At 60.2% G+C, this 19,365-nt stretch carries 18 protein-coding genes; all 18 read right to left on the bottom strand.

What is annotated here, in order from left to right; translation table 11 throughout:
- Window positions 1-268: 268 nt before the first annotated feature.
- Window positions 269-2,374: a DNA primase gene (gene dnaG, locus ACYVI2_RS03905; RefSeq protein WP_415821239.1), complete on the bottom strand. Its 2,106-nt coding sequence runs from the start codon at window positions 2,372-2,374 to the stop codon at window positions 269-271.
- A gap of 19 nt (window positions 2,375-2,393) precedes the next feature.
- Window positions 2,394-2,606 (bottom strand): 30S ribosomal protein S21, encoded by a 213-nt coding sequence (gene rpsU, locus ACYVI2_RS03910; RefSeq protein WP_012417992.1) that lies wholly within the window; start codon window positions 2,604-2,606, stop codon window positions 2,394-2,396.
- A 325-nt stretch (window positions 2,607-2,931) separates the two neighbouring features.
- Entirely contained in the window at window positions 2,932-3,477 is a 546-nt protein-coding gene (locus ACYVI2_RS03915; RefSeq protein WP_415806506.1) for a phosphoribosyltransferase, read from the bottom strand.
- A gap of 143 nt (window positions 3,478-3,620) precedes the next feature.
- Window positions 3,621-4,916 carry an adenylosuccinate synthase gene (locus tag ACYVI2_RS03920; RefSeq protein ID WP_415821240.1) on the bottom strand — a complete coding sequence of 432 codons (1,296 nt, stop codon included), beginning with the start codon at window positions 4,914-4,916 and terminating at the stop codon, window positions 3,621-3,623.
- Window positions 4,917-4,994: 78 nt separating this feature from the next.
- Window positions 4,995-6,152, bottom strand: a complete 1,158-nt coding sequence (locus ACYVI2_RS03925) for an ATP phosphoribosyltransferase regulatory subunit (RefSeq protein ID WP_415821241.1) — start codon at window positions 6,150-6,152, stop codon at window positions 4,995-4,997.
- A gap of 215 nt (window positions 6,153-6,367) precedes the next feature.
- Window positions 6,368-7,255, bottom strand: coding sequence for a protease modulator HflC (gene hflC / locus ACYVI2_RS03930; protein ID WP_415821243.1), 888 nt, complete (start codon window positions 7,253-7,255; stop codon window positions 6,368-6,370).
- 19 nt (window positions 7,256-7,274) lie between these two features.
- Complete coding sequence (gene hflK / locus ACYVI2_RS03935) at window positions 7,275-8,585, bottom strand: protease modulator HflK (RefSeq protein ID WP_460490266.1); 1,311 nt, start codon at window positions 8,583-8,585, stop codon at window positions 7,275-7,277.
- Entirely contained in the window at window positions 8,551-9,657 is a 1,107-nt protein-coding gene (hflX, locus tag ACYVI2_RS03940; RefSeq protein WP_415821245.1) for a GTPase HflX, read from the bottom strand. Before hflX ends, hflK begins: the two co-directional genes overlap by 35 nt.
- Window positions 9,658-9,841: 184 nt before the next feature.
- Window positions 9,842-10,078 (bottom strand): RNA chaperone Hfq, encoded by a 237-nt coding sequence (hfq, locus tag ACYVI2_RS03945; protein WP_012248943.1) that lies wholly within the window; start codon window positions 10,076-10,078, stop codon window positions 9,842-9,844.
- A gap of 155 nt (window positions 10,079-10,233) precedes the next feature.
- A complete protein-coding gene (hisC, locus tag ACYVI2_RS03950) occupies window positions 10,234-11,304 on the bottom strand; it encodes a histidinol-phosphate transaminase (RefSeq protein ID WP_415821246.1) in 1,071 nt (356 codons plus the stop codon).
- 2 nt (window positions 11,305-11,306) lie between these two features.
- Window positions 11,307-12,665, bottom strand: coding sequence for a ribosome biogenesis GTPase Der (gene der / locus ACYVI2_RS03955; protein ID WP_415821247.1), 1,359 nt, complete (start codon window positions 12,663-12,665; stop codon window positions 11,307-11,309).
- Between the two features lie 21 nt (window positions 12,666-12,686).
- Complete coding sequence (gene bamB, locus ACYVI2_RS03960; protein WP_415821248.1) at window positions 12,687-13,835, bottom strand: outer membrane protein assembly factor BamB; 1,149 nt, start codon at window positions 13,833-13,835, stop codon at window positions 12,687-12,689.
- A gap of 4 nt (window positions 13,836-13,839) precedes the next feature.
- Window positions 13,840-14,478 carry a YfgM family protein gene (locus ACYVI2_RS03965; protein ID WP_415821249.1) on the bottom strand — a complete coding sequence of 213 codons (639 nt, stop codon included), beginning with the start codon at window positions 14,476-14,478 and terminating at the stop codon, window positions 13,840-13,842.
- A 7-nt stretch (window positions 14,479-14,485) separates the two neighbouring features.
- Window positions 14,486-15,766, bottom strand: coding sequence for a histidine--tRNA ligase (gene hisS, locus ACYVI2_RS03970; protein ID WP_415821278.1), 1,281 nt, complete (start codon window positions 15,764-15,766; stop codon window positions 14,486-14,488).
- Between the two features lie 59 nt (window positions 15,767-15,825).
- Window positions 15,826-17,112, bottom strand: a complete 1,287-nt coding sequence (gene ispG, locus ACYVI2_RS03975; protein ID WP_460490267.1) for a flavodoxin/ferredoxin-dependent (E)-4-hydroxy-3-methylbut-2-enyl-diphosphate synthase — start codon at window positions 17,110-17,112, stop codon at window positions 15,826-15,828.
- 12 nt (window positions 17,113-17,124) lie between these two features.
- The gene (locus tag ACYVI2_RS03980; RefSeq protein WP_415821250.1) at window positions 17,125-17,637 is read right to left on the bottom strand and encodes a helix-turn-helix domain-containing protein; all 513 of its coding nucleotides are present in this window, start codon (window positions 17,635-17,637) and stop codon (window positions 17,125-17,127) included.
- Entirely contained in the window at window positions 17,634-18,779 is a 1,146-nt protein-coding gene (gene rlmN / locus ACYVI2_RS03985) for a dual-specificity RNA methyltransferase RlmN (RefSeq protein ID WP_415821252.1), read from the bottom strand. The genes ACYVI2_RS03980 and rlmN overlap by 4 nt, the downstream gene beginning before the upstream one ends.
- Before the next feature lie 27 nt (window positions 18,780-18,806).
- Entirely contained in the window at window positions 18,807-19,232 is a 426-nt protein-coding gene (ndk, locus tag ACYVI2_RS03990) for a nucleoside-diphosphate kinase (RefSeq protein ID WP_415821254.1), read from the bottom strand.
- Between the last annotated feature and the right edge of the window lie 133 nt (window positions 19,233-19,365).

The following is a 19,365-nucleotide window of genomic DNA, read 5'->3' on the forward strand; positions in this document are numbered from 1 at the left end:
CGTTCCGGCCGGGTTTCCGGGCATTGTGATGGGCTGTCTTGCCTGCGACAGGCTGGCAGTCTGAGGGGATCTTTCGCCCCACGCTGCTGCAATAGACACAGCCCCATCTGTTCAACACCGCTGGCCAAACCCTGGCCGGACTTGCGTACTTGCCACCTTTAATTGTAACAACTCCGGCGGCAAAATAAACGTAATCAACACGTCCACCCCTATAGGGCGTCGCAGCTGATCACGACATACCGCTGGAAAACCTTTAATTGTACCGTAATTAACGGATACCACTATGTTTTAAGACCACTAATCGCGCGGACAGTTCCTGGTAACGCTGCAGGGCGTCTGCGCTGCTCAAGCCCGCCTCGGCCAATTTGGCCATTTCTGCACGCGCCGCGTCGAATTCGATGCGCCGCAGCGCGTCGTCCCATTCGGTTTGGGGCTCGGGCAGGTCTTCCTGGGCAAGCAGATCGGCACGCATGCTTTTCAATACCGTGGCCAAGTCGGAATCCGGGTCGGCAGCCTGCAGCAGCGCACCCACGTGGCGCGCACCGCTGGTTTGGGCCAGCATGATCAAGTCTCTGACCAATCCTAGATGGGGTCCCTTGTCCAGGACTTCAAGCTGCTGGTCACCCATCGTATCGACTAATTCAGGGTGAGCCAGCAACAACGCCAGCAGACGTTTGGCCATGGACGGCATGGTGCGGCGCCCTTCGTAACCACCGACGCCATCGTCACGCTTGCCTTTCCAGTCGCCTTTACCGCCCTTCCAGTCGCCCTTTTTGCCGCCCTGCCAGTTACCCTTCTTGCCCTGCCAGTTTCCCTTTGAGCCGCCCTGGTCCCGCCAACCCGTATCTGGAGCCGGCGCATCAAAGGCCATATCAGCAGGCGGCTGGTCATCGTAGCCATAACCGACAGGCTCGTAGTCGAAATCCGGAGGGGGCACATCAAAAGGGTCGTAACCGTCGGTCCCGGCGGACGGGGACGAGGCAGCTGACGAGCCCGCTGAGGATGATGGCGCGGCGGAGGTTGAGCCGGCCGGCTTGCTTGCAGCAGGTTTGCCCGTGCCTGGCGGCACAAATGGGCGTGCGGGCGCCTGAGCGAGGATTTGAGCCATTTCCTCCGGCGTCAATTGCACCTGGCGCGCCATTTCGCGCTCGATTTGCAGGCGCAGGGCGCACTCGGGAATGGCCGCCAACAGGGGCTTGGCCTCGTGCAGGCAACTGGCGCGGCCTTCTGCTTCGCTCAGGTTGTGCCGTGAGGCGAGCTCTTCGAGCAAAAAGCGCGACAACGCGGTCGCCTCACCGAGGCATGTCCGAAACGCCTCTGCGCCCAACTCACGAACGTAGGAATCCGGATCGTGTTCGGTGGGTAAAAACAGAAACCGAATCGATATGTCATCCCGCAAGACAGGCAAACACGCCTGCAAGGCTCGCCAGGCGGCCCGGCGGCCGGCACCATCGCCATCGAAGCTGAAGACGACCTTGTCGCTGGCCCGCAGGAGCTTTTTGACATGATCGGGGGTGGTCGCCGTGCCCAGTGTGGCGACAGCGTGGGCGATGCCTTGCTGAGCCAGGCCTACCACGTCCATGTAGCCTTCGACGACGATTACCTGGCCTTCTTTGCGGATGGCCTGGCGCGCCTCCCAGAGTCCATAGAGCTCCTGGCCCTTGGAAAACACCGGGGTTTCGGGTGAGTTCAGGTATTTGGGCTCGCCCTTGCCGATAATGCGCCCGCCAAAGCCGATCAGGCTGCCGCGCGCATTACGGATGGGGAACATCACACGTTCGCGAAAGCGATCATAGCGGCGACCATCCTCGGACTCGATGACGAGCCCGGCTTCGACCAGCGTCGGATCGTCGTAATGCTCGAAAACCTTGGACAAACCATGACGATCGGTACCTGACCAGCCCAGCCCGAAATGCGCTGCGATCTCGCCGGTCAAACCGCGCTGTTTCAGGTACTGGATAGCGGCAGGCGACGCGCGCAACTGCTGCAGATAATGCGCCTGGGCAGCATCAAGGACCTGGGTATGGCGTGAGGTTTCGGCCTTGCGGCGCGCAGATTCGGCTTGTTGGCGAGGACTGCGGTCTTCTTCGGGGACCGTCATTCCCACCGAGCCGGCGAGCGTGCGCACGGCCTCGGGGAAACTCGAGCCCGTGTGTTCCATCAGGAAGGTGATGGCGGTACCGTGGGCGCCGCAACCGAAACAATGGTAGAACTGTTTGGTCGGGCTGACGGTAAACGACGGGCTTTTTTCGTTATGAAAAGGGCACAGGCCAAGTAAATTGGCCCCACCCTTTCGCAACTGCACATATCGCCCGACGACGTCTGCGACATCGACCCGGGCGAGTAAGTCTTGAATAAATGATTCTGGAATCAATAAATTCGGGAATCAAAAATCAATACATGCGGGGAGGCAGTTGCTGGCTACGAATCCGCTTGTAGTGGCGCTTGACCGCGGCGGCGTGCTTACGCTTGCGCTCAGCCGTGGGTTTCTCGTAGAACTCGCGCGAACGCAGCTCGGTGAGCAAACCGGTCTTTTCGATAGTGCGCTTGAAGCGGCGCAGGGCGGCTTCGAACGGCTCGTTTTCCTTCAGTCGGACAATAGGCATAAAAGTAGTAGGCCTGCTTGGGGTAACAAAAAAGTTGAAAACACAGGGCGCGCTGACTGCAAGCCTGGCATGGTTTGTTGATAGGTCTCTGCCCTATTCAGGCTCGTTTTTTGAGCCCGGCAGCCTCTAGTGACAAAGCCCGCTAAGCAAAAAACTGCAATAAACCACGCCCGTGCACCCTGGCACCCCCCTATGGGGTTTAGCGATAACCCGAGATTCTAACACGGTTTGAGTATTTTGATACTACTCGCACCAAACCTCAATACAACACTCACCCATAGCCACGGGGCGATCCAGCAGGGAAACTGCCCTGCCCGATCGAGCCTCAGGTGGACGTCGACCCCTTGCGGATCCAGGCTTCGAGCTGATGCGGACGCAAACTGTCGTAGTCCTCGAAGGGCTGGTGAATCCAGGGATTGGTGGGCAGTTTGTCCACGTAGTAGTCGGGAATCGCCTTGGAATGCCCCTTCCACCATAATACCGCGCTGCGCAATTCGGTAATCGCCGGGAATTGCTCCTGCAGATGCTCGCGCACCCGGTTGAACGTCAGACCCGTATCCACCATATCGTCCACCAGCAACACGCGCCCTGCCGGCGCGCCACGCGTGATGGTGATGAACTTGGCGATATCCAGCTCGCCTTGCTTGGTGCCGGCAGCCTCGCGGTAGCTGCTGGTTGCCAGGATACCCAGCGGCACATCGAAAATACGCGACATCACGTCGCCCACCCGCACGCCGCCGCGCGCCAGGCATAGAATCAGGTCGAACTCCCAACCAGACTGATACACCTGCAACGTCAGGCGTTCGATCAGACGGTTGTATTTCTCCCAAGTCACCCACACGTGGCTATCATCGTCGACAGGTGTGCTCATGGAAAAGGTCTCCTAGGAATGCAAAAAAGCCGCGATCGACGATAGCCGACGGCGGCTTGGAATCATAACCCGACTGGTGCCTGACCTGAAATCGGATTTGCGCGGCATGCTTCAGAGGCCTGCCGCGCTTTATTGACTGCGTATCAACCCTTGAGGGGGTGACGCAGCACGATGGTTTCGTTACGGTCCGGACCGGTGGACACGAGGTCGATCGGCACACCGCAGACTTCGGAGACGCGCTCCAGGTAGCGGCGCGCTGCCGCCGGCAGCTTGTCGTATTCGGTGATGCCGACGGTGGACTCGGTCCAGCCAGGCAGTTCCTCGAGGACGGCTTCGGCTTGGGCCACTGCATGGGCACCGTAGGGCAGCACGTCACGGAATTCGCCATTGACGCGATAGCCGACGCCCAATTGGATTTTTTCCAGGCCGTCGAGCACGTCGAGCTTGGTGATGCACAGGCCGGTGATGCCATTCAAACGCACCGAACGTTTCAGCGCTGCGCCGTCAAACCAGCCGCAACGGCGGGGACGGCCAGTCACCGAACCGAATTCCTTGCCGATGGTAGCCAGACGCGTGCCGACTTCGTCGACCAGTTCGGTCGGGAACGGGCCAGAACCCACGCGGGTGGTATAGGCCTTGGTGATCCCCAGCACGTAGTCGAGCGATTGCGGGCCCACGCCAGCGCCGGCCGAGGCCGCGCCCGCCAGGCAGTTGCTGCTGGTCACGAACGGATAGGTGCCATGATCCACGTCCAGCAGCGCGCCTTGTGCGCCCTCGAACAGCAGACGCTGACCGGCTTGTTGCAAGGCATACAAATTGCTGGAAACGTCTTTCACCATGGGCGCGATAGCGGGAGCCAAAGCCATGGCTTGATCACGCACCTGCGCGGCCGACACGGCCTCGGCGCCGAGGTATTTGGTCAACACGAAGTTGTGGTAATCCAGCAGCTCGGCGAGTTTTTCGTCGAACAGCGAGGGATTGAAGAGATCCTGCACACGCAGCGCGCGGCGAGCGATCTTATCTTCGTAGGCCGGGCCGATACCACGACCGGTGGTCCCGATCTTGCCGTCGCCTTTGCGGGCTTCGCGCGCCTGGTCCACAGCGATGTGGTACGGCAGGATCAGCGGGCAGATTTCGGAGATCTGCAAGCGCGAGCGCACATCCAGACCGGCAGCTTCGAGCTCTTCGATTTCCTTGAGGAGCGCCTCAGGCGACAGCACTACGCCGTTGCCGATGAAGCAGGTCACACCAGGATGCATGATGCCCGAAGGGATCAGGCGCAAGATGGTTTTCTTGCCATTGATCCACAGCGTATGGCCGGCGTTGTGACCGCCTTGGAAGCGCACCACGCCTGCGACGGATTCCGCCAGCCAATCGACGATTTTGCCTTTGCCTTCGTCACCCCATTGGGTGCCGATAACCACTACGTTCTTGCTCATTGTACGAATCGATATCGAGTTTCTCGGGAAATCCGGAAATCCCCCTGCGGCCCTCTTGCAGACAAGAGGGAGTCAGTTTTACAGCGTTCGAACCACCCAAGCGCCGTCTTGCAACGTCAGCTCACGGTCACAGATGAATTCGTCCTGGCTTTGCTCATGGCCGGGCAATACTTGTACGACAATCTCGCCGGACCGGCGTAGTTGCCGCACTGCCGCCACTAGCGCGGAATCCTGCCCCCAAGGCGCGAGCACAGCACGCGCACGATCTGCGGGAGGCAAGCCACGCGCCAGTTTGCGCAAGTCCAGGCTAAAGCCTGTCGCCGGGCGCGCCCGGCCAAAGGCACGGCTCACATCGTCGTAACGGCCACCACTCACCAATGCATCGTGCCACCCCTCTGCGTACAGCGCAAAGGTGACACCCGAGTGATAGCCATAGCCGCCGATATCAGCCAGATCCACCCCTAAAGCCACATCAGGGATGGCGTCAATGATGTTTTGCAAGGCATCGAGGGCCGTCGCCACGCCCGGCAACAGTGGCAAATCGCGCCGAGCCTGTTCGATAACCTCTGGACCGCCGTACAAACCCGCCAGCCGCTGCAAGGCAACGATGGTGTCGGCCCGAATGCCGCTCGCCTGTTGGGCCAAGTCCGCCAGTCCGGGGATGTCTTTTTCGCGCAGCAGCAGGACGATGTCCTGAGCGCGAGCCGTAGCTGCCGGGTCGGCCTCCAGCAGAGCCCGGACGACGCCGGGATGACAGAGGTCCAGGCGCGGCTGACGGACACCTGCCGTCGCGACGGTATCCAGGACGAGCGAAATGATTTCGAGATCCGCCTCAAAACCGGCATGACCGTAGATTTCGGCGCCGATCTGCAGCAGCTCGCGGCTGGACAGCAAGTCCGCCGGCCGGGCATGCAGGACGCTGCCGCAATAACAGAGCCGGGTCACAGCCGCACGATTGAGCAAATGCGCATCGATGCGCGTCACCTGGGGCGTCATGTCGGCCCGCACCCCCAGGGTACGGCCAGACAGTTGATCGACCAGTTTGCAGGTGCGCAGATCCAGATCGCTGCCGGTACCGGAGAGCAATGAATCGATGTATTCGACCAGGGGCGGCGCGACCAGCTCGAAACCGTAGCTACGGTAAAGATCGAGCAGTTCGCGACGTAGTTCCTCGATGCGCCGAGCCTCGGCCGGAAGTACGTCGGCAAGGCTTTCGGGCAGCAACCAGTTACCCATGAGTATTTACCTGAAGACTCTTGAAGAAATGCGTGAACGACGCCCAAAACAAAAGCGGCTGAGAGGGCGTAAGCCCACTCAGCCGCCTGAGGATTGTTTCTAGCTTACGCGGTATTGTACATGGTTTGAGGGTTTGTGCAGGCGCCTGATGGCAGCCTGCGTGTTTCCCTTTTGCCCTGTTACCGTTACCGCGTATTTTCCGAAAAGCAGCCGGGTCAGTTCGCCGGAGCGGCCTTGCCCGTGGAGCTCTTCATGAACTGGAAGTATTCCGAACTGGGGTCCACCACCAGCAGGTCGCTCGATTTCGAGAACGACTGACGATAGGCCTCTAGACTCTTGTAGAAAGTATAGAAGTCGGGGTCTTTGCCAAACGCGGCAGCGTATAGGCCGCTAGCCTCGGCATCACCCTCACCCATGACTGTCTGGGATTTGGCATAGGCCTCAGCCAGGATGACTTCGCGCTGACGGTCCGCCTCGGCGCGGATTTTTTCGCTTTCGGCAGCACCGATGGAGCGCAGCTCGTTGGCGACGCGAGTCCGCTCAGCCTCCATCCGGCGATAGACGGATTCGGAGATTTCGGGTGCGAACTCGATACGGCGCAGTCGCACGTCGACGACTTGCACACCCAGCGGCTCGGCGCGCTTGGCCACCGTCGTGAGGATCTCGCTCATGATTTTGTCACGCTCGGCCGACACGACTTCTTTGACGGTACGGACGTTGACCGAAGCGTTGAGTGCATCGCGAATCTGAGCCTGCAGGCGTTCTTGCGCGGCACGCTCGTTACCGCCGAACGTCACGTAGTACAGACGCGGATCGGCAATGCGCCATTTCACGTACGAGTCGATGAGCAGGTTTTTCTTCTCAGACGTCTGGATACGCTCGGCATCGTCGGACTCGATCGTCAAGATGCGCTTGTCGAGCGTCACGACGTTCTGGAACGGCGGAGGTGCCTTGAAATAAAGGCCCGGCTCGCTGATGACGGTACGCACCTCACCGAGTGAGAACACCAAAGCGTAATCGCGCTCGCGCACGACAAACACGCAAGAGGACAAGGCGGCCAGCACCAATACGAGGCCGACCAGGATAGGCATTAAACGTTGCATGATCTTGGGCTCCTCCGGATTAGCGCGTCAGACGATCGCGAGACAGCGTGTTGTTGCCGCTGCCAGTGTTGCTACCCGGATTGCCGGACGAACTTGCTGAGCCGGTGCTGCGCGCCGGCGGCTGAGGAACGCTGGGCTGGCTGGCGCCAGGCAAAGCAGTCGGCTGCTGTTGGCTCGACGCGTCGCGAGCCGTTTGCTGGATGATCTTGTCGATGGGCAAATACAGCATGTTGTTGCCGTTTTTGGTATCGACCATGACCTTGCTGGCGCGCGAGAAGATCTGCTGCATGGTTTCCAGATACATGCGTTCACGCATGATCTTGGGCGCCTTTTGGTACTCGGCCAAAATGCTGGTAAAGCGCGAGGCGTCACCACGCGCATCGCCGATGACCTTGGCACGATAACCCTCGGCCTGCTCGAGCATACGAGAAGCCTGACCACCCGCCAGCGGAATCACCTGGTTGGCATAGGCCTGACCTTCGTTGATTTGACGCTCGCGGTCCTGGCCGGCCTTGACCGCATCATCGAACGCTGCCTGCACCTGCTCGGGCGGCTGTACGTTCTGGATGGCCACGGTGCTGATCTGGATACCGGACTGATAACGATCGAGAATCTGCTGCATTAGGTTCTGGACCTCGACAGCCACCTCGGTACGCCCCTCGTACAGGACGAAATCCATGGGCTTTTTGCCCACGATCTCGCGCATCGCGGTTTCGGAGGCCTGACGCACCGAGTCGTCCGGGTCACGCATTTTGAACAGATAATCGGGCGCGCCATCGGCACGCAGGCGATACTGCACCACGAATTGCATGTCGACGATATTTTCGTCAGTGGTCAGCATCAGGGCCTCGGGCAACACTTTGTTGCGCGAACCGCCGCGGAATCCCACCTCAAAAGTACGAAGCTGGGAAATATTGACCGTCTCGGCGCTCTGAATGGGATACGGTAAGCGCCACTGGAACCCGGCGGGCGCCGTGCTCTTGTACTTGCCGAACTGGGTGACAACGGCGACCTGGCCTTCTTGGACGATATAGAAGCCGCTGGCCAACCACAGCAGCACCGCGACCCCCGCGACGATGCTCAGGCCGACCTTGGCTCCCCGTGGAGACGGCGGGGTGATGCCGCCGCGGCCCCCGCCGGGACGATTGCCCCCGCCGCCTTTGCGGCCGAACAAGGACCCGACCCGGTTGTTGAAGTCGCGCCAGACCTCGTCGAGGTCTGGCGGACTGTCTCCGTTGCCCTTTGGCTTTTTGGGCGGCTCGGAGCCATTGTTGTTGCCACGACCCCAGCCTGGGTCATTCAGATTGAATAGTTTGGTAATTCGAGGCATTGTTTCCCACGATCTGACCGATCTCCGCAATTGCCCCGCGCAACGCTTCCAGACCGGCGCGCTCGGTAGCGCTTACGAACACTCGCGCAATCGTACCACGGGCATCGCGCTCGATCCTCGGCTCGAGGCCTGCCCGATCAATCTTGTTGTGCACCAGGATGGTGGGAATGGACCCCGCGCCGATTTCATTCAGGACTTTATTGACCTCGGCGATCTGCTCATCACGCTGCGGACTGGCCGCATCCACGACATGCAGCAAGACGTCGGCGTGGATGGTTTCCTCTAGCGTTGCCCGGAAGGCGGCAATCAGATTCGGCGGCAAATCGCGAATGAATCCGACCGTATCGGACAACACCACCGACCCGGTGCCTTCGATCCAGATGCGGCGGGTGGTGGTATCAAGCGTAGCGAACAATTGGTCAGCGGCGTAGGCCCCTGCTCGCGTCAGGGCATTGAAGAGCGTGGATTTGCCGGCGTTGGTATAGCCCACCAACGAGACGGAAAGTGCCCCGCCCCGCGCCCGGGCGCGGCGCTGCGTCACCCGCTGACGTTCGACGCGGTCAAGCCGCTCTCGCAGCATTTTGACTTTGGCGCCGATCATGCGGCGGTCCATTTCGAGCTGCGACTCGCCTGGCCCGCGCATGCCGATACCGCCGCGCTGACGTTCCAAGTGAGTCCACATCCGCGTCAAGCGCGTGACCAGATGCTGTAACTGCGCCAACTCGACCTGCAGCTTGCCTTCGTGGCTTTTGGCGCGCAGCGCAAAAATATCCAGAATAAGCGCGACTCGGTCGACGACTCGTAAATTGAATTCACGCTCGAGGTTACGTTGTTGTGCCGGAGATAACGGCTGATCGAACAGCACGATGTCCGCTAACAAAGCGCCCGCCGTCGCAACGGCCTCTTGGACCTTGCCGGAGCCGATAAAAAATTTGGCGTCGGGCCGATCGCGCCGCGACGTGACGGTGCCGACGATCTCGGCGCCCGCACCACTCGCGAGCATGGCGAATTCTTCGGCATGCGCGACGAAATCGGGATTACCCAAGTCAACGCTGATGATTAGCGCACGCATACATTACCCCCTACGCTGCGCTTGCAGTTCGATGCACCAAATAGGCGCATTTTTAATGATAGTACCGGGTGACACGCCGGAGGACGCATGCTGGGCGAGAGAAAAACGTTCCCCACCACAGCGAAAATGCCCGCCGACACGATCCGTGCGGCGGGCAAAAAAAGGTACAGCTGGAGCTTGACGATTATTCAGCGGGAACATCCACCTGAAAGTTGACAGCGCGAGCGGGAACGACGGTGGAAATGGCGTGCTTGTACACCATTTGCGTCACGGTGTTGCGCAGCAAGACGACATATTGGTCGAACGACTCAATTTGCCCTTGAAGCTTGATACCGTTTACCAGATAGATCGACACAGGTACGTGTTCTTTGCGCAGCGTGTTTAAAAACGGATCTTGCAGAGTTTGCCCTTTATTGCTCATTGGCCAGGCTCCATTTGTTTGTTTTGAGTGGTGGCAGACGCCGAAATGTGTACTCTACAAGGTTTTCCGGGGCCGTGCCACTTGCCTTGCAGAGCAAATTCTTTCATAAGGTGTCTGACTTATTAATGCCGGGGCAAGTCGCCTCGCCCCGATCCTCACGCCAAAATGGCCTTGAGGGTTTCTATCAGACGCGCGCATTGCGACTCAGTTCCAACGGTAATACGTAAAAACTGATCGATGCGGGTCTGTTTAAAGTGACGCACAATAATACTGCGCTCACGCAATGCCGCCGCCAGGGCGGCGCCATCGTGTCCAGGATGACGGGCAAACACGAAATTAGCCGCCGACGGCAGAACTTCGAATCCCAGCGTCTGTAACTGACTGACCAAGTCCTTGCGCGTGGCAATCACGAATTGGCACGCCTGCTCGAAATAGTCCGTGTCTTCGATTGAGGCCACGGCGCCCGCCTCGGCGAGACGATCGATCGGATAGGAATTGAAGCTGTTTTTGACCCGCTCGAGTGCATCGATCAGCACGCGGCTGCCCATTGCATAACCCACCCGCAGCCCCGCCAGCGAACGGGATTTGGACAAGGTCTGGATAACCAGCAGGTTCTCATAACGAGAAATAAGGCTTGCAGCAGATTCCGCACCGAAATCGACATAAGCCTCGTCGATGACGACGACGATATCGGGGTTGGCCGCAACGATACGCTCGATGTCCGACAGCGGCAGCGCCCGGCCAGTCGGGGCATTCGGATTCGGGAAAATGATCCCGCCCGCCTGCCGCCCTGCCGATGGCAAGTAGTCCTGCACGTCGATGCTGAAATCAGCTTTTAGCGGTACAGCCTGATAGGCGATCTGGTACAGCCCGCAATACACGGGATAAAAGCTGTACGTGATATCTGGAAATAACAGCGGGCCGTCATGTTTAAGCAAGGCCTGAAAGGTGTGCGCCAGGATTTCATCGGACCCATTGCCTACGAAGACCTGGTCGGGCTGCACCTGATGACGAGCCGCAACAGCGCGGCGCAGTCGTTCCGAACCTGGATCTGGATAGAGCTTCAGGCTGTCGTTGCAAGCGGCTTGCATGGCCTGCAGCGCCTTGGGTGACGGCCCTAGCGGATGCTCATTCGTATTGAGCTTGACCAGATCTTGTAACTTGGGCTGCTCGCCCGGCACATACGGACTGAGTTCGCCGACGACAGAACTCCAGAAGCGACTCATGCTCAATTTTCCTGCGTGTAAGGATTGTGCGAGGATTTGAATTCGATGCGCAGCGGTGTGCCTGCGAGTTTGAACGCCTCGCGAAAGCGGGTTTCCAGATAGCGGCGATAGGAATCCGGAATGGCATCGAGTGCGTTGCCGTGGATCACCACCAACGGGGGATTTTGTCCACCTTGGTGGGCATAGCGCATCTTGGGACGGAAAATACCCTTGCGTGGAGGTGGCTGTTGTTCCACGGCGGCCTGCAACTCGCGCGTGAGCTTGGGCGTCGACAGCTTTGCAAACGCCGCGGCATGTGCGCCCACCACGGATTTGAGCAAGGGCTTGATGCCCTGGCCTTTCAGGGCAGAAATGGTGTGCGTCGGCGCAAAGGACAAGAATCGCAGCTTGCGGTTGTACTCGCGCTCAATACGTTCACGCTGATCGATGTCCAGGCCATCCCACTTGTTGATCGCCACGACGACCGCACGGCCCGTTTCCAGCACAAAACCGGCAATGTGCGCGTCTTGCTCTGAAACCTCGGTCTGGGCGTCCAATACCAAGAGCACCACATTGCTGGCCTCAATGGCCTGCAGCGTCTTGATGACAGAGAATTTTTCTACGGCTTCGAAGACCTTGCCACGGCGGCGCAAGCCAGCGGTATCGATCAAGGTGTATTTACGGCCGTCACGCTCGAAGTCGATCTCGATCGCATCGCGTGTCGTACCTGGCATATCGAACGCGATGACGCGGTCTTCACCCATCAACGTGTTGATCAAGGTGGATTTGCCCACGTTTGGCCGGCCGACAATGGCGAGCTTGATGCGATGATCGGGTGGCAATTCCCCATCGGCCGTTTCAGCGGCTTCGGGCTCGGGCTCGACCAGATCCCGCAATGCCAACTCGATCAGATCGACGATTCCGTCACCATGAGCCGCCGAGATGGGATGAGGCGTACCCAGCCCCAGCTCGTGAAACTCGCTGGTAGCGTTGCCTACGCCCATGCCTTCGGCTTTGTTGACTGCCAACACCACGCGCTGTTGCCCGGATTTACGCAGCAATTGGGCAATCTCGTGGTCGTGCGCGTTGACGCCGGCCCGAGCATCGACGAGGAACACCACCACATCGGCCTCGGCAATGGCTTGGCTCGTCTGCCGCGCCATTTCACGCAGAATGCCGGTTTTCGCGACGGGTTCGAAACCACCGGTATCAATGGCGATGAAGGGGATGTCTCCCACCCTGCCCTCACCGTAATGGCGATCGCGCGTCAAGCCGGAGTAATCGGCAACCAGCGCCGCGCGAGAACGCGTCAGGCGGTTGAACAGGGTCGACTTGCCCACATTGGGGCGACCGACCAGAGCGACGACGGGCTTGAAAGACACGATTGAGCCAAAAGAAAAAAATTAGTTGGTGCCAAGCAGCACAAGATTGCCATTGCCGGTTTGCACCAGCACGCCGGCAGACGTGGACTGCACAGGCGAAAGGATGGCGCCACCACCGACCGAGAGTCGTGCCAGCAAGCTGCCATCACTGCTGGACAGGAAATGCACATAACCGTCCAGATCGCCCACTGCCACCGCCCCGCCCAACGCGGCAGGCGCGGTCAGCTTGCGATTTTTCAGCGCGGTCTGCTTCCAGACATTGTTGCCGTTCTCGAGCGCAAAGGCGTTCATGACACTGTTCTGGTCTGGCGCATAGGCAAACTGGCTGTCCAACGTCATGCCGCTGGCGCTGGAGAAGTCCTTGGCCCACATGGGGCGGCCGCCTTGGCTGACGTTAAAGCACACGATACGGCCTTGGTATGCGACCGCGCACAGCAGAGGGCCGGCCAAACGCGGCGATCCGACGACGTCGGTCAGGCGCTCGAGATCGCTGGAGCCGCGCGGCGTGGCCACGGTGCCTTCCCACTGGACGTTGCCGCTGCCGACGTTGATGGCCAGCAATTTGCCGCCCGGCAAGCCGGTGATGACCAGGCCTTCGGCCATGACCATCTGCGCCGTGCTACGCAGCGCCAGAGCGGGGCCTGGGCGTTGCAGGCTCCAGAGGCGCTCGCCTGTTTCGATGTTGTAGGCTTGAATCCGATAATCACCGCTGCGCACGACCACAGCGCCGTATCCGACGACCGGTGCAATATCGACGTCGCTGCTGGCCTGGGCCTTCCATTTGACCTTGCCGGTGTCGTCAAACGCGATAACTTGGCCCAACGGAGAGGCCACGACCGTCGTCGACCCGTCGCTGCCCGGACCGGCGGAGAGCTTGGTATCGGCGTCGGCTTTCCAGAGGACTTTTCCGCTCGACAGCTCGACCTTGGCAACGGAGCCATCAGGGGTCGCAGCATAGACCGTATCACCCACAACGGCGGGCACAAATCCCAGACCCGATCCGCTACCGATAGACGTCGACCACACCGAGCGCACCGACATTCCGGCTGAATACTCAGTCAATGGAGCGGGCTCGTAACGGGCATCATCGCTGGCGCAACCGGCCAAAACCAACAAGCTGGCCACAAGCGCAGCACTACGCGCGGCTCGGTGAAAACGGAAAATAGTCATACGTTCATGCTCCGCTGAGAGCGTCCAGTTTCAGTTGCACGGCTTGACGCAAAGGATCGGCAGCACTCAGCCCATCCAGGGCGGCTTGCCAGGCTTTGCGAGCCTCTTCGGGCTTGCCTTGAGCGGCCAAGATGTCGCCGCGGCGGTCCGCATAGAGCGTCGCAAATGCCGCCGGCGGATTGTTCAACTGAGCCAAGGCGGCATCGTACTGTTTCTGATCCAGCAGCAGACCGGCCAGCCGCTCACGCGCTACCGGTTGCAGCGCCGAATGCTTGGATTGCGATGCCAGCCATTCGAGTTGCTGACGCGCGCCATCGAGGTCTTTTTGTTGGACGAGCGCCTGGGCAGCGACCAGTGCCCCACGGGCGGCATAACCTGTGGCCGCATAATCGTCGCGCAAGGTCGAGATAGCAGCCTTGATCCGTACCGAGGAATCGGTACTGCCCAAGCGGGCGGCGTCTTCGAGGGCTTCGAAGTAGCCCATTGCCTGATTGGCACGATGGCTTTGATAAGCCTTCCAACCCCACCAGCCACCCCATGCGAGCACAGCGATGGTCAGTAAAGTCATGATCAGCGTGCCGTAACGCGACCACCACGCCTTGAGCGCGTCGAGTTGTTCCTGTTCTTCGAGATCGTATGCCATGCTTACCCTAGGATTTCAAAACATCCGCCAAGCGGTCCAGCGAGACTTGCTGCTGAGCCGCCTCGTCGGCAGCATCGGCACGCAGGAATTTGACGCTGGCAGTCTGCGAGGCGACTTCGTCGGTGCCAAGAATAACCGCAACTCGGGCACCACTGGCGTCGGCCCGCTTGAATTGCGACTTGAAGCTGGCCGATCCGGCATGCACGATGACCGAAAATCCTGCATCGCGCAATTGCTCGCCCACCCGCGCCGCCAGGCGTTGGGCCGGCTCGCCCTGATGAACGACATAAATGTCACATTCTGTTGTGGCAGCCGCCGGCGCGCTTTGTTCCCAGAGGTCCAGCAGGCGTTCCATGCCAATCGCAAAGCCGACGGCCGGCGCGGGTTTGCCGCCCAGCAACTCGATCAGCCCGTCATAGCGGCCACCGCCGCAAACCGTACCCTGAGAGCCCAGACGGTCGGTGACCCATTCGAAAACGGTCGAGTTGTAGTAATCGAGGCCACGCACCAGACGAGGATTGAGACGGTACTCAATGCCCGCATCCGCCAGCAGTTGGCACAAACCGTCAAAATGCGCGCGCGATTCCTCGCCCAGGAAATCAAACAAATGGGGCGCGCTGTCGGCCATTGCCTGCATGGCTGGATTTTTGGTATCCAGGACGCGTAGCGGATTGCTATACATGCGGCGCAGGCCATCCTCGTCGAGCACGTCGCGATGTTGTTCCAAGTGCGCGATCAGTGCGGCGCGATGCGCGGCGCGTTCGGCAGGCAGCCCCAGGGAATTGAGCTCCAGGCGCACGTCCGTTAGCCCCAGTTGTTTCCACAGACGTGCCAACATGATGATGAGTTCGGCGTCGACATCCGGACCGGCAAAGCCCAGCGCCTCAACGTCGATCTGATGAAACTGGCGATAACGGCCGCGCTGGGGACGCTCGTGACGAAATACCGGGCCGATGCTATACACCCGTTGCGGCCGGTCGTAGAGCAAATTGTGCTCGATGGTGGCACGCACCACGCCAGCGGTCATCTCGGGACGCATGGTGAGCGATTCACCGTTCAGCGCATCAGTAAAGGTGTACATCTCTTTTTCGACGATGTCCGTGACTTCGCCGATGCCGCGCGTAAACAGACGCGTGTGCTCGAGCACAGGCGTGCGCACATTGCGATAGCCATAGCTGCGCAACCAGCCACGCACGATGTCTTCGAATTGCTCCCACCGGGCGCCATCGGCCGGCAGGACGTCATTCATGCCGCGGATTGCGGCGACTTTCTGAAACGCTTGCGTCATCTTCATCATGCCGCGGCGAATCGCACCATGCGATCCGCCTGACGGCTCAGCCCTTACTTTTAATGAGTGGCCTGCGCGCCGTAACGGCGCGCGACGTAGTCTTCGACAATGGTCTGGAATTCTTCGGCGATGTGGTCACCCTTGAGGGTGACGGTACGTTCGCCATCGATGAACACCGGTGCGGCTGGCACCTCGCCCGTACCGGGCAAACTGATCCCGATATCTGCATGGCGGCTTTCACCGGGGCCATTGACCACACAGCCCATTACCGCGACGTTCATACTCTCAACGCCGGGATAATGGGCGCGCCACACCGGCATCTGGCGACGTAAATAAGACTGAATGCTGTCGGCCAGTTCTTGAAAAAAAGTGCTGCTGGTGCGTCCACACCCTGGGCATGCCACGACCATCGGCGTGAATGCACGCAGATTCATGGTTTGCAGGATTTCCTGCGCTACCACGACCTCGCGCGTACGATCACCGCCGGGTTCGGGGGTCAGCGAAATACGGATGGTGTCGCCGATACCTTGTTGCAGCAAGACGGACAACGCAGCCGTCGAGGCCACGATGCCTTTGCTGCCCATGCCGGCCTCGGTCAGCCCCAGGTGCAACGGATAATCGCAGCGCGCGGACAGATCGCGATACACGGCGATCAAGTCCTGTACGTGGCTGACTTTGCAAGACAGGATGATGGCATCGCCACGCAGGCCGAGCTCTTCGGCGCGCTGGGCATTGCTGATCGCGGACACGACGAGCGCATCGCGCATCACGGCCTGGGCTTCCCAGGGCTGGGCGCGACGGCTGTTTTCGTCCATTTTGCGCGCCATCAATTCGTGATCGAGACTGCCCCAGTTGACCCCGATACGCACGGGTTTATCGTGGCGGCAGGCGACCTCGATCATTTGCGCAAAGTTGTCGTCACGACGCTTGCCACCGCCCATGTTGCCGGGGTTGATCCGGTACTTTGACAGGGCTTGCGCGCAGTCGGGAAACTGGGTCAACAGCTTGTGGCCGTTGTAGTGGAAGTCCCCCACCAGCGGCACCGATACACCCATACGGTCCAGTTGCTCGCGGATGGCGATGACTTCGCGCGCCGCCTCGGGCGTGTTGACCGTGATACGCACCATTTCCGACCCGGCGAGCGCCAGTTCTTTTACCTGAATGGCCGTCGCAATGGCATCCGCGGTATCCGTATTCGTCATGGACTGGACCACGACCGGGGCCTGGCCACCGATGTGGACAACGCGTTCGCCCCATTTCACGGCAACCGAGCGCGTCGGGCGGCGTGAGGCTGCGCCGACTTCGGGAGGCGGGGCATCTTGGCAGGGCACAGACAACTCTTGCATGCGTATATTGAATTACGGTTTTTCACCGGACAGCCAGGATGGCAGCCAATCGGCAGGGAGCCAGCCTTGCCAGAAAGCATAGCCGCCCAGCACTGCCAGCAATACGACGATCACCAGTATCCATCCCCACGGCGTGGAGTTGCGGTGGTCACTGTGCGCGCTGACCGCCACAGGAATCGTACGCGATACCCGATGAACGGAACCAGGCGAGCTCAGTGCCCCGACCTGGCTTTCCACTGAGGAAACGATCGCCGCCGGATCGGTATCGAGCAAGCGCGCATAGCTGCGGACCAAGCCGCGCAGCGAAACGCCCTTGGGCAACTTGTCCCATTGCTCGCCTTCCAGAGCCTGGATCTGACGCGGCGCAAACTTGATGCGGCTCGAAACCTCCTCGAGAGACCAGCCCTTTGCGACGCGCAAGTCCTTCAGGGCCTGGCCAACGGTAGCCGTCGTGCCAGCGTTTGCTGGCTGATCCGGAGTTGCCGATTCCTTGGAAAGCGCCGCCGCGTTGAGCTCCTGCGTCATGCCTGCACCTGTGCAATGGGTATGGTCCGCCCGGCATTACGCTGGGCGACACGTGTACGATCGCGAACCTCGCCCGCCAATTGTCCACAGGCCGCATCGATATCGTCGCCACGCGTCTTGCGTACCGTCGTCACAATGCCGGCATCCATTAGGCGCTGGGCAAAGACCTTGACCCGCGCAGAGGGCGAACGCTTGAGGCCGGAGGCCGGAAACGGATTAAAAGGAATCAGGTTGAGCTTGCAGCGGATCTGCCGAGCCACCTGGATGAGCGCCTTGGCATGTTGATCGGTGTCATTCACACCATCCAGCATGCAGTATTCGAAAGTAATGAAATCACGCGGCGCGCTGGCGAGATAGCGTTCGCACGCAGCCAGCAATTCAGCCAACGGATATTTTTTGTTCAGCGGCACCAGCTCGTCGCGCAACGCATCCGTAGGTGCATGCAACGATACGGCCAACGCCACAGGACAGTCTTTTGCCAACCGGTCCATCATGGGCACAACACCCGACGTGGACACGGTCACGCGACGGCGCGAGAGGCCGTACGCATTGTCATCCAGCATCAAACGCAGCGCAGGCAACAGCTGGTCGTAATTGAGCAGGGGCTCGCCCATGCCCATCATGACGACGTTGCTGATCACACGCGTGTCATCGCTGCGCGCCCCGCCCAGGCGAGCCGTACCGGCGTCGGCCTCGAGGATGCGCTTGGCCCACCACAGCTGGCCGATGATTTCGCTGGCCTGCAGGTTGCGGTTAAAGCCCTGGTGACCAGTAGAGCAGAAACGGCAGTTGACCGCGCAGCCTGCCTGGCTGGACACGCACAGCGTGCCGCGATCGTCTTCGGGGATGAAGACCGTTTCGATGGCGTTACCCTGCCCCACGTCGAACAGCCACTTGCGTGTGCCGTCCGAGGAGCGCTGCTCGGTATTGACCGGCGGCGCCTGGATCAGGCAGTGCTCTGCCAGTTGCCCGCGAAACTCGCGAGCCAGATCGGTCATGGCGTCGAACGAGTCAGCCCCACGCTGATGCACCCAACGCTGCAATTGGCGGGCGCGAAACGGCTTGCCCCCCCACTGCCCGACGAGGTCGGACAGTTTGGCGGCATCGAGGCCCAGGAGATTGACGCGTTCGGCGGTTTCCATGACGTACTCAGGTAATGCTAACCCAGATCAACGGCTGTGGATGTTGATTTCGGGGAAGAAGAAGGCGACTTCGACGGCGGCGGTTTCGGGAGCATCCGAACCGTGCACGGCGTTGGCGTCGATGCTGTCAGCGAAATCGGCGCGGATGGTGCCGGCCTCGGCTTTCTTGGGATCGGTCGCGCCCATCAGGTCGCGGTTTTTCTGGATGGCGTCAGCGCCTTCCAGGACCTGCACGAACACGGGGCCCGAGACCATGAAGTCAACCAGGTCCTTGAAGAAGGGGCGTTCTTTGTGCACGGCATAGAAGCGCTCGGCGTCGGCACGCGACAGTTGTTGCAGGCGTGCGGCGATGACTTTCAGGCCAGCGTTTTCGAAGCGGGCGACGATCTGACCGATGACGTTCTTGGCCACGGCGTCGGGCTTGATGATCGAGAGAGTACGTTGGACGGACATGGAGACTCCAAATTCCTAATAAAAACAGGGACTTCTGTAGGGTTTACAGTAACCCGACATTCTAACACGCCGTCAAGACCGCAATACATCTTAAAATGAACGGTTTGCTTGGCCACCAATCGGCCGGGCCCTC

It is taken from the genome of Bordetella tumbae, assembly GCF_054780995.1.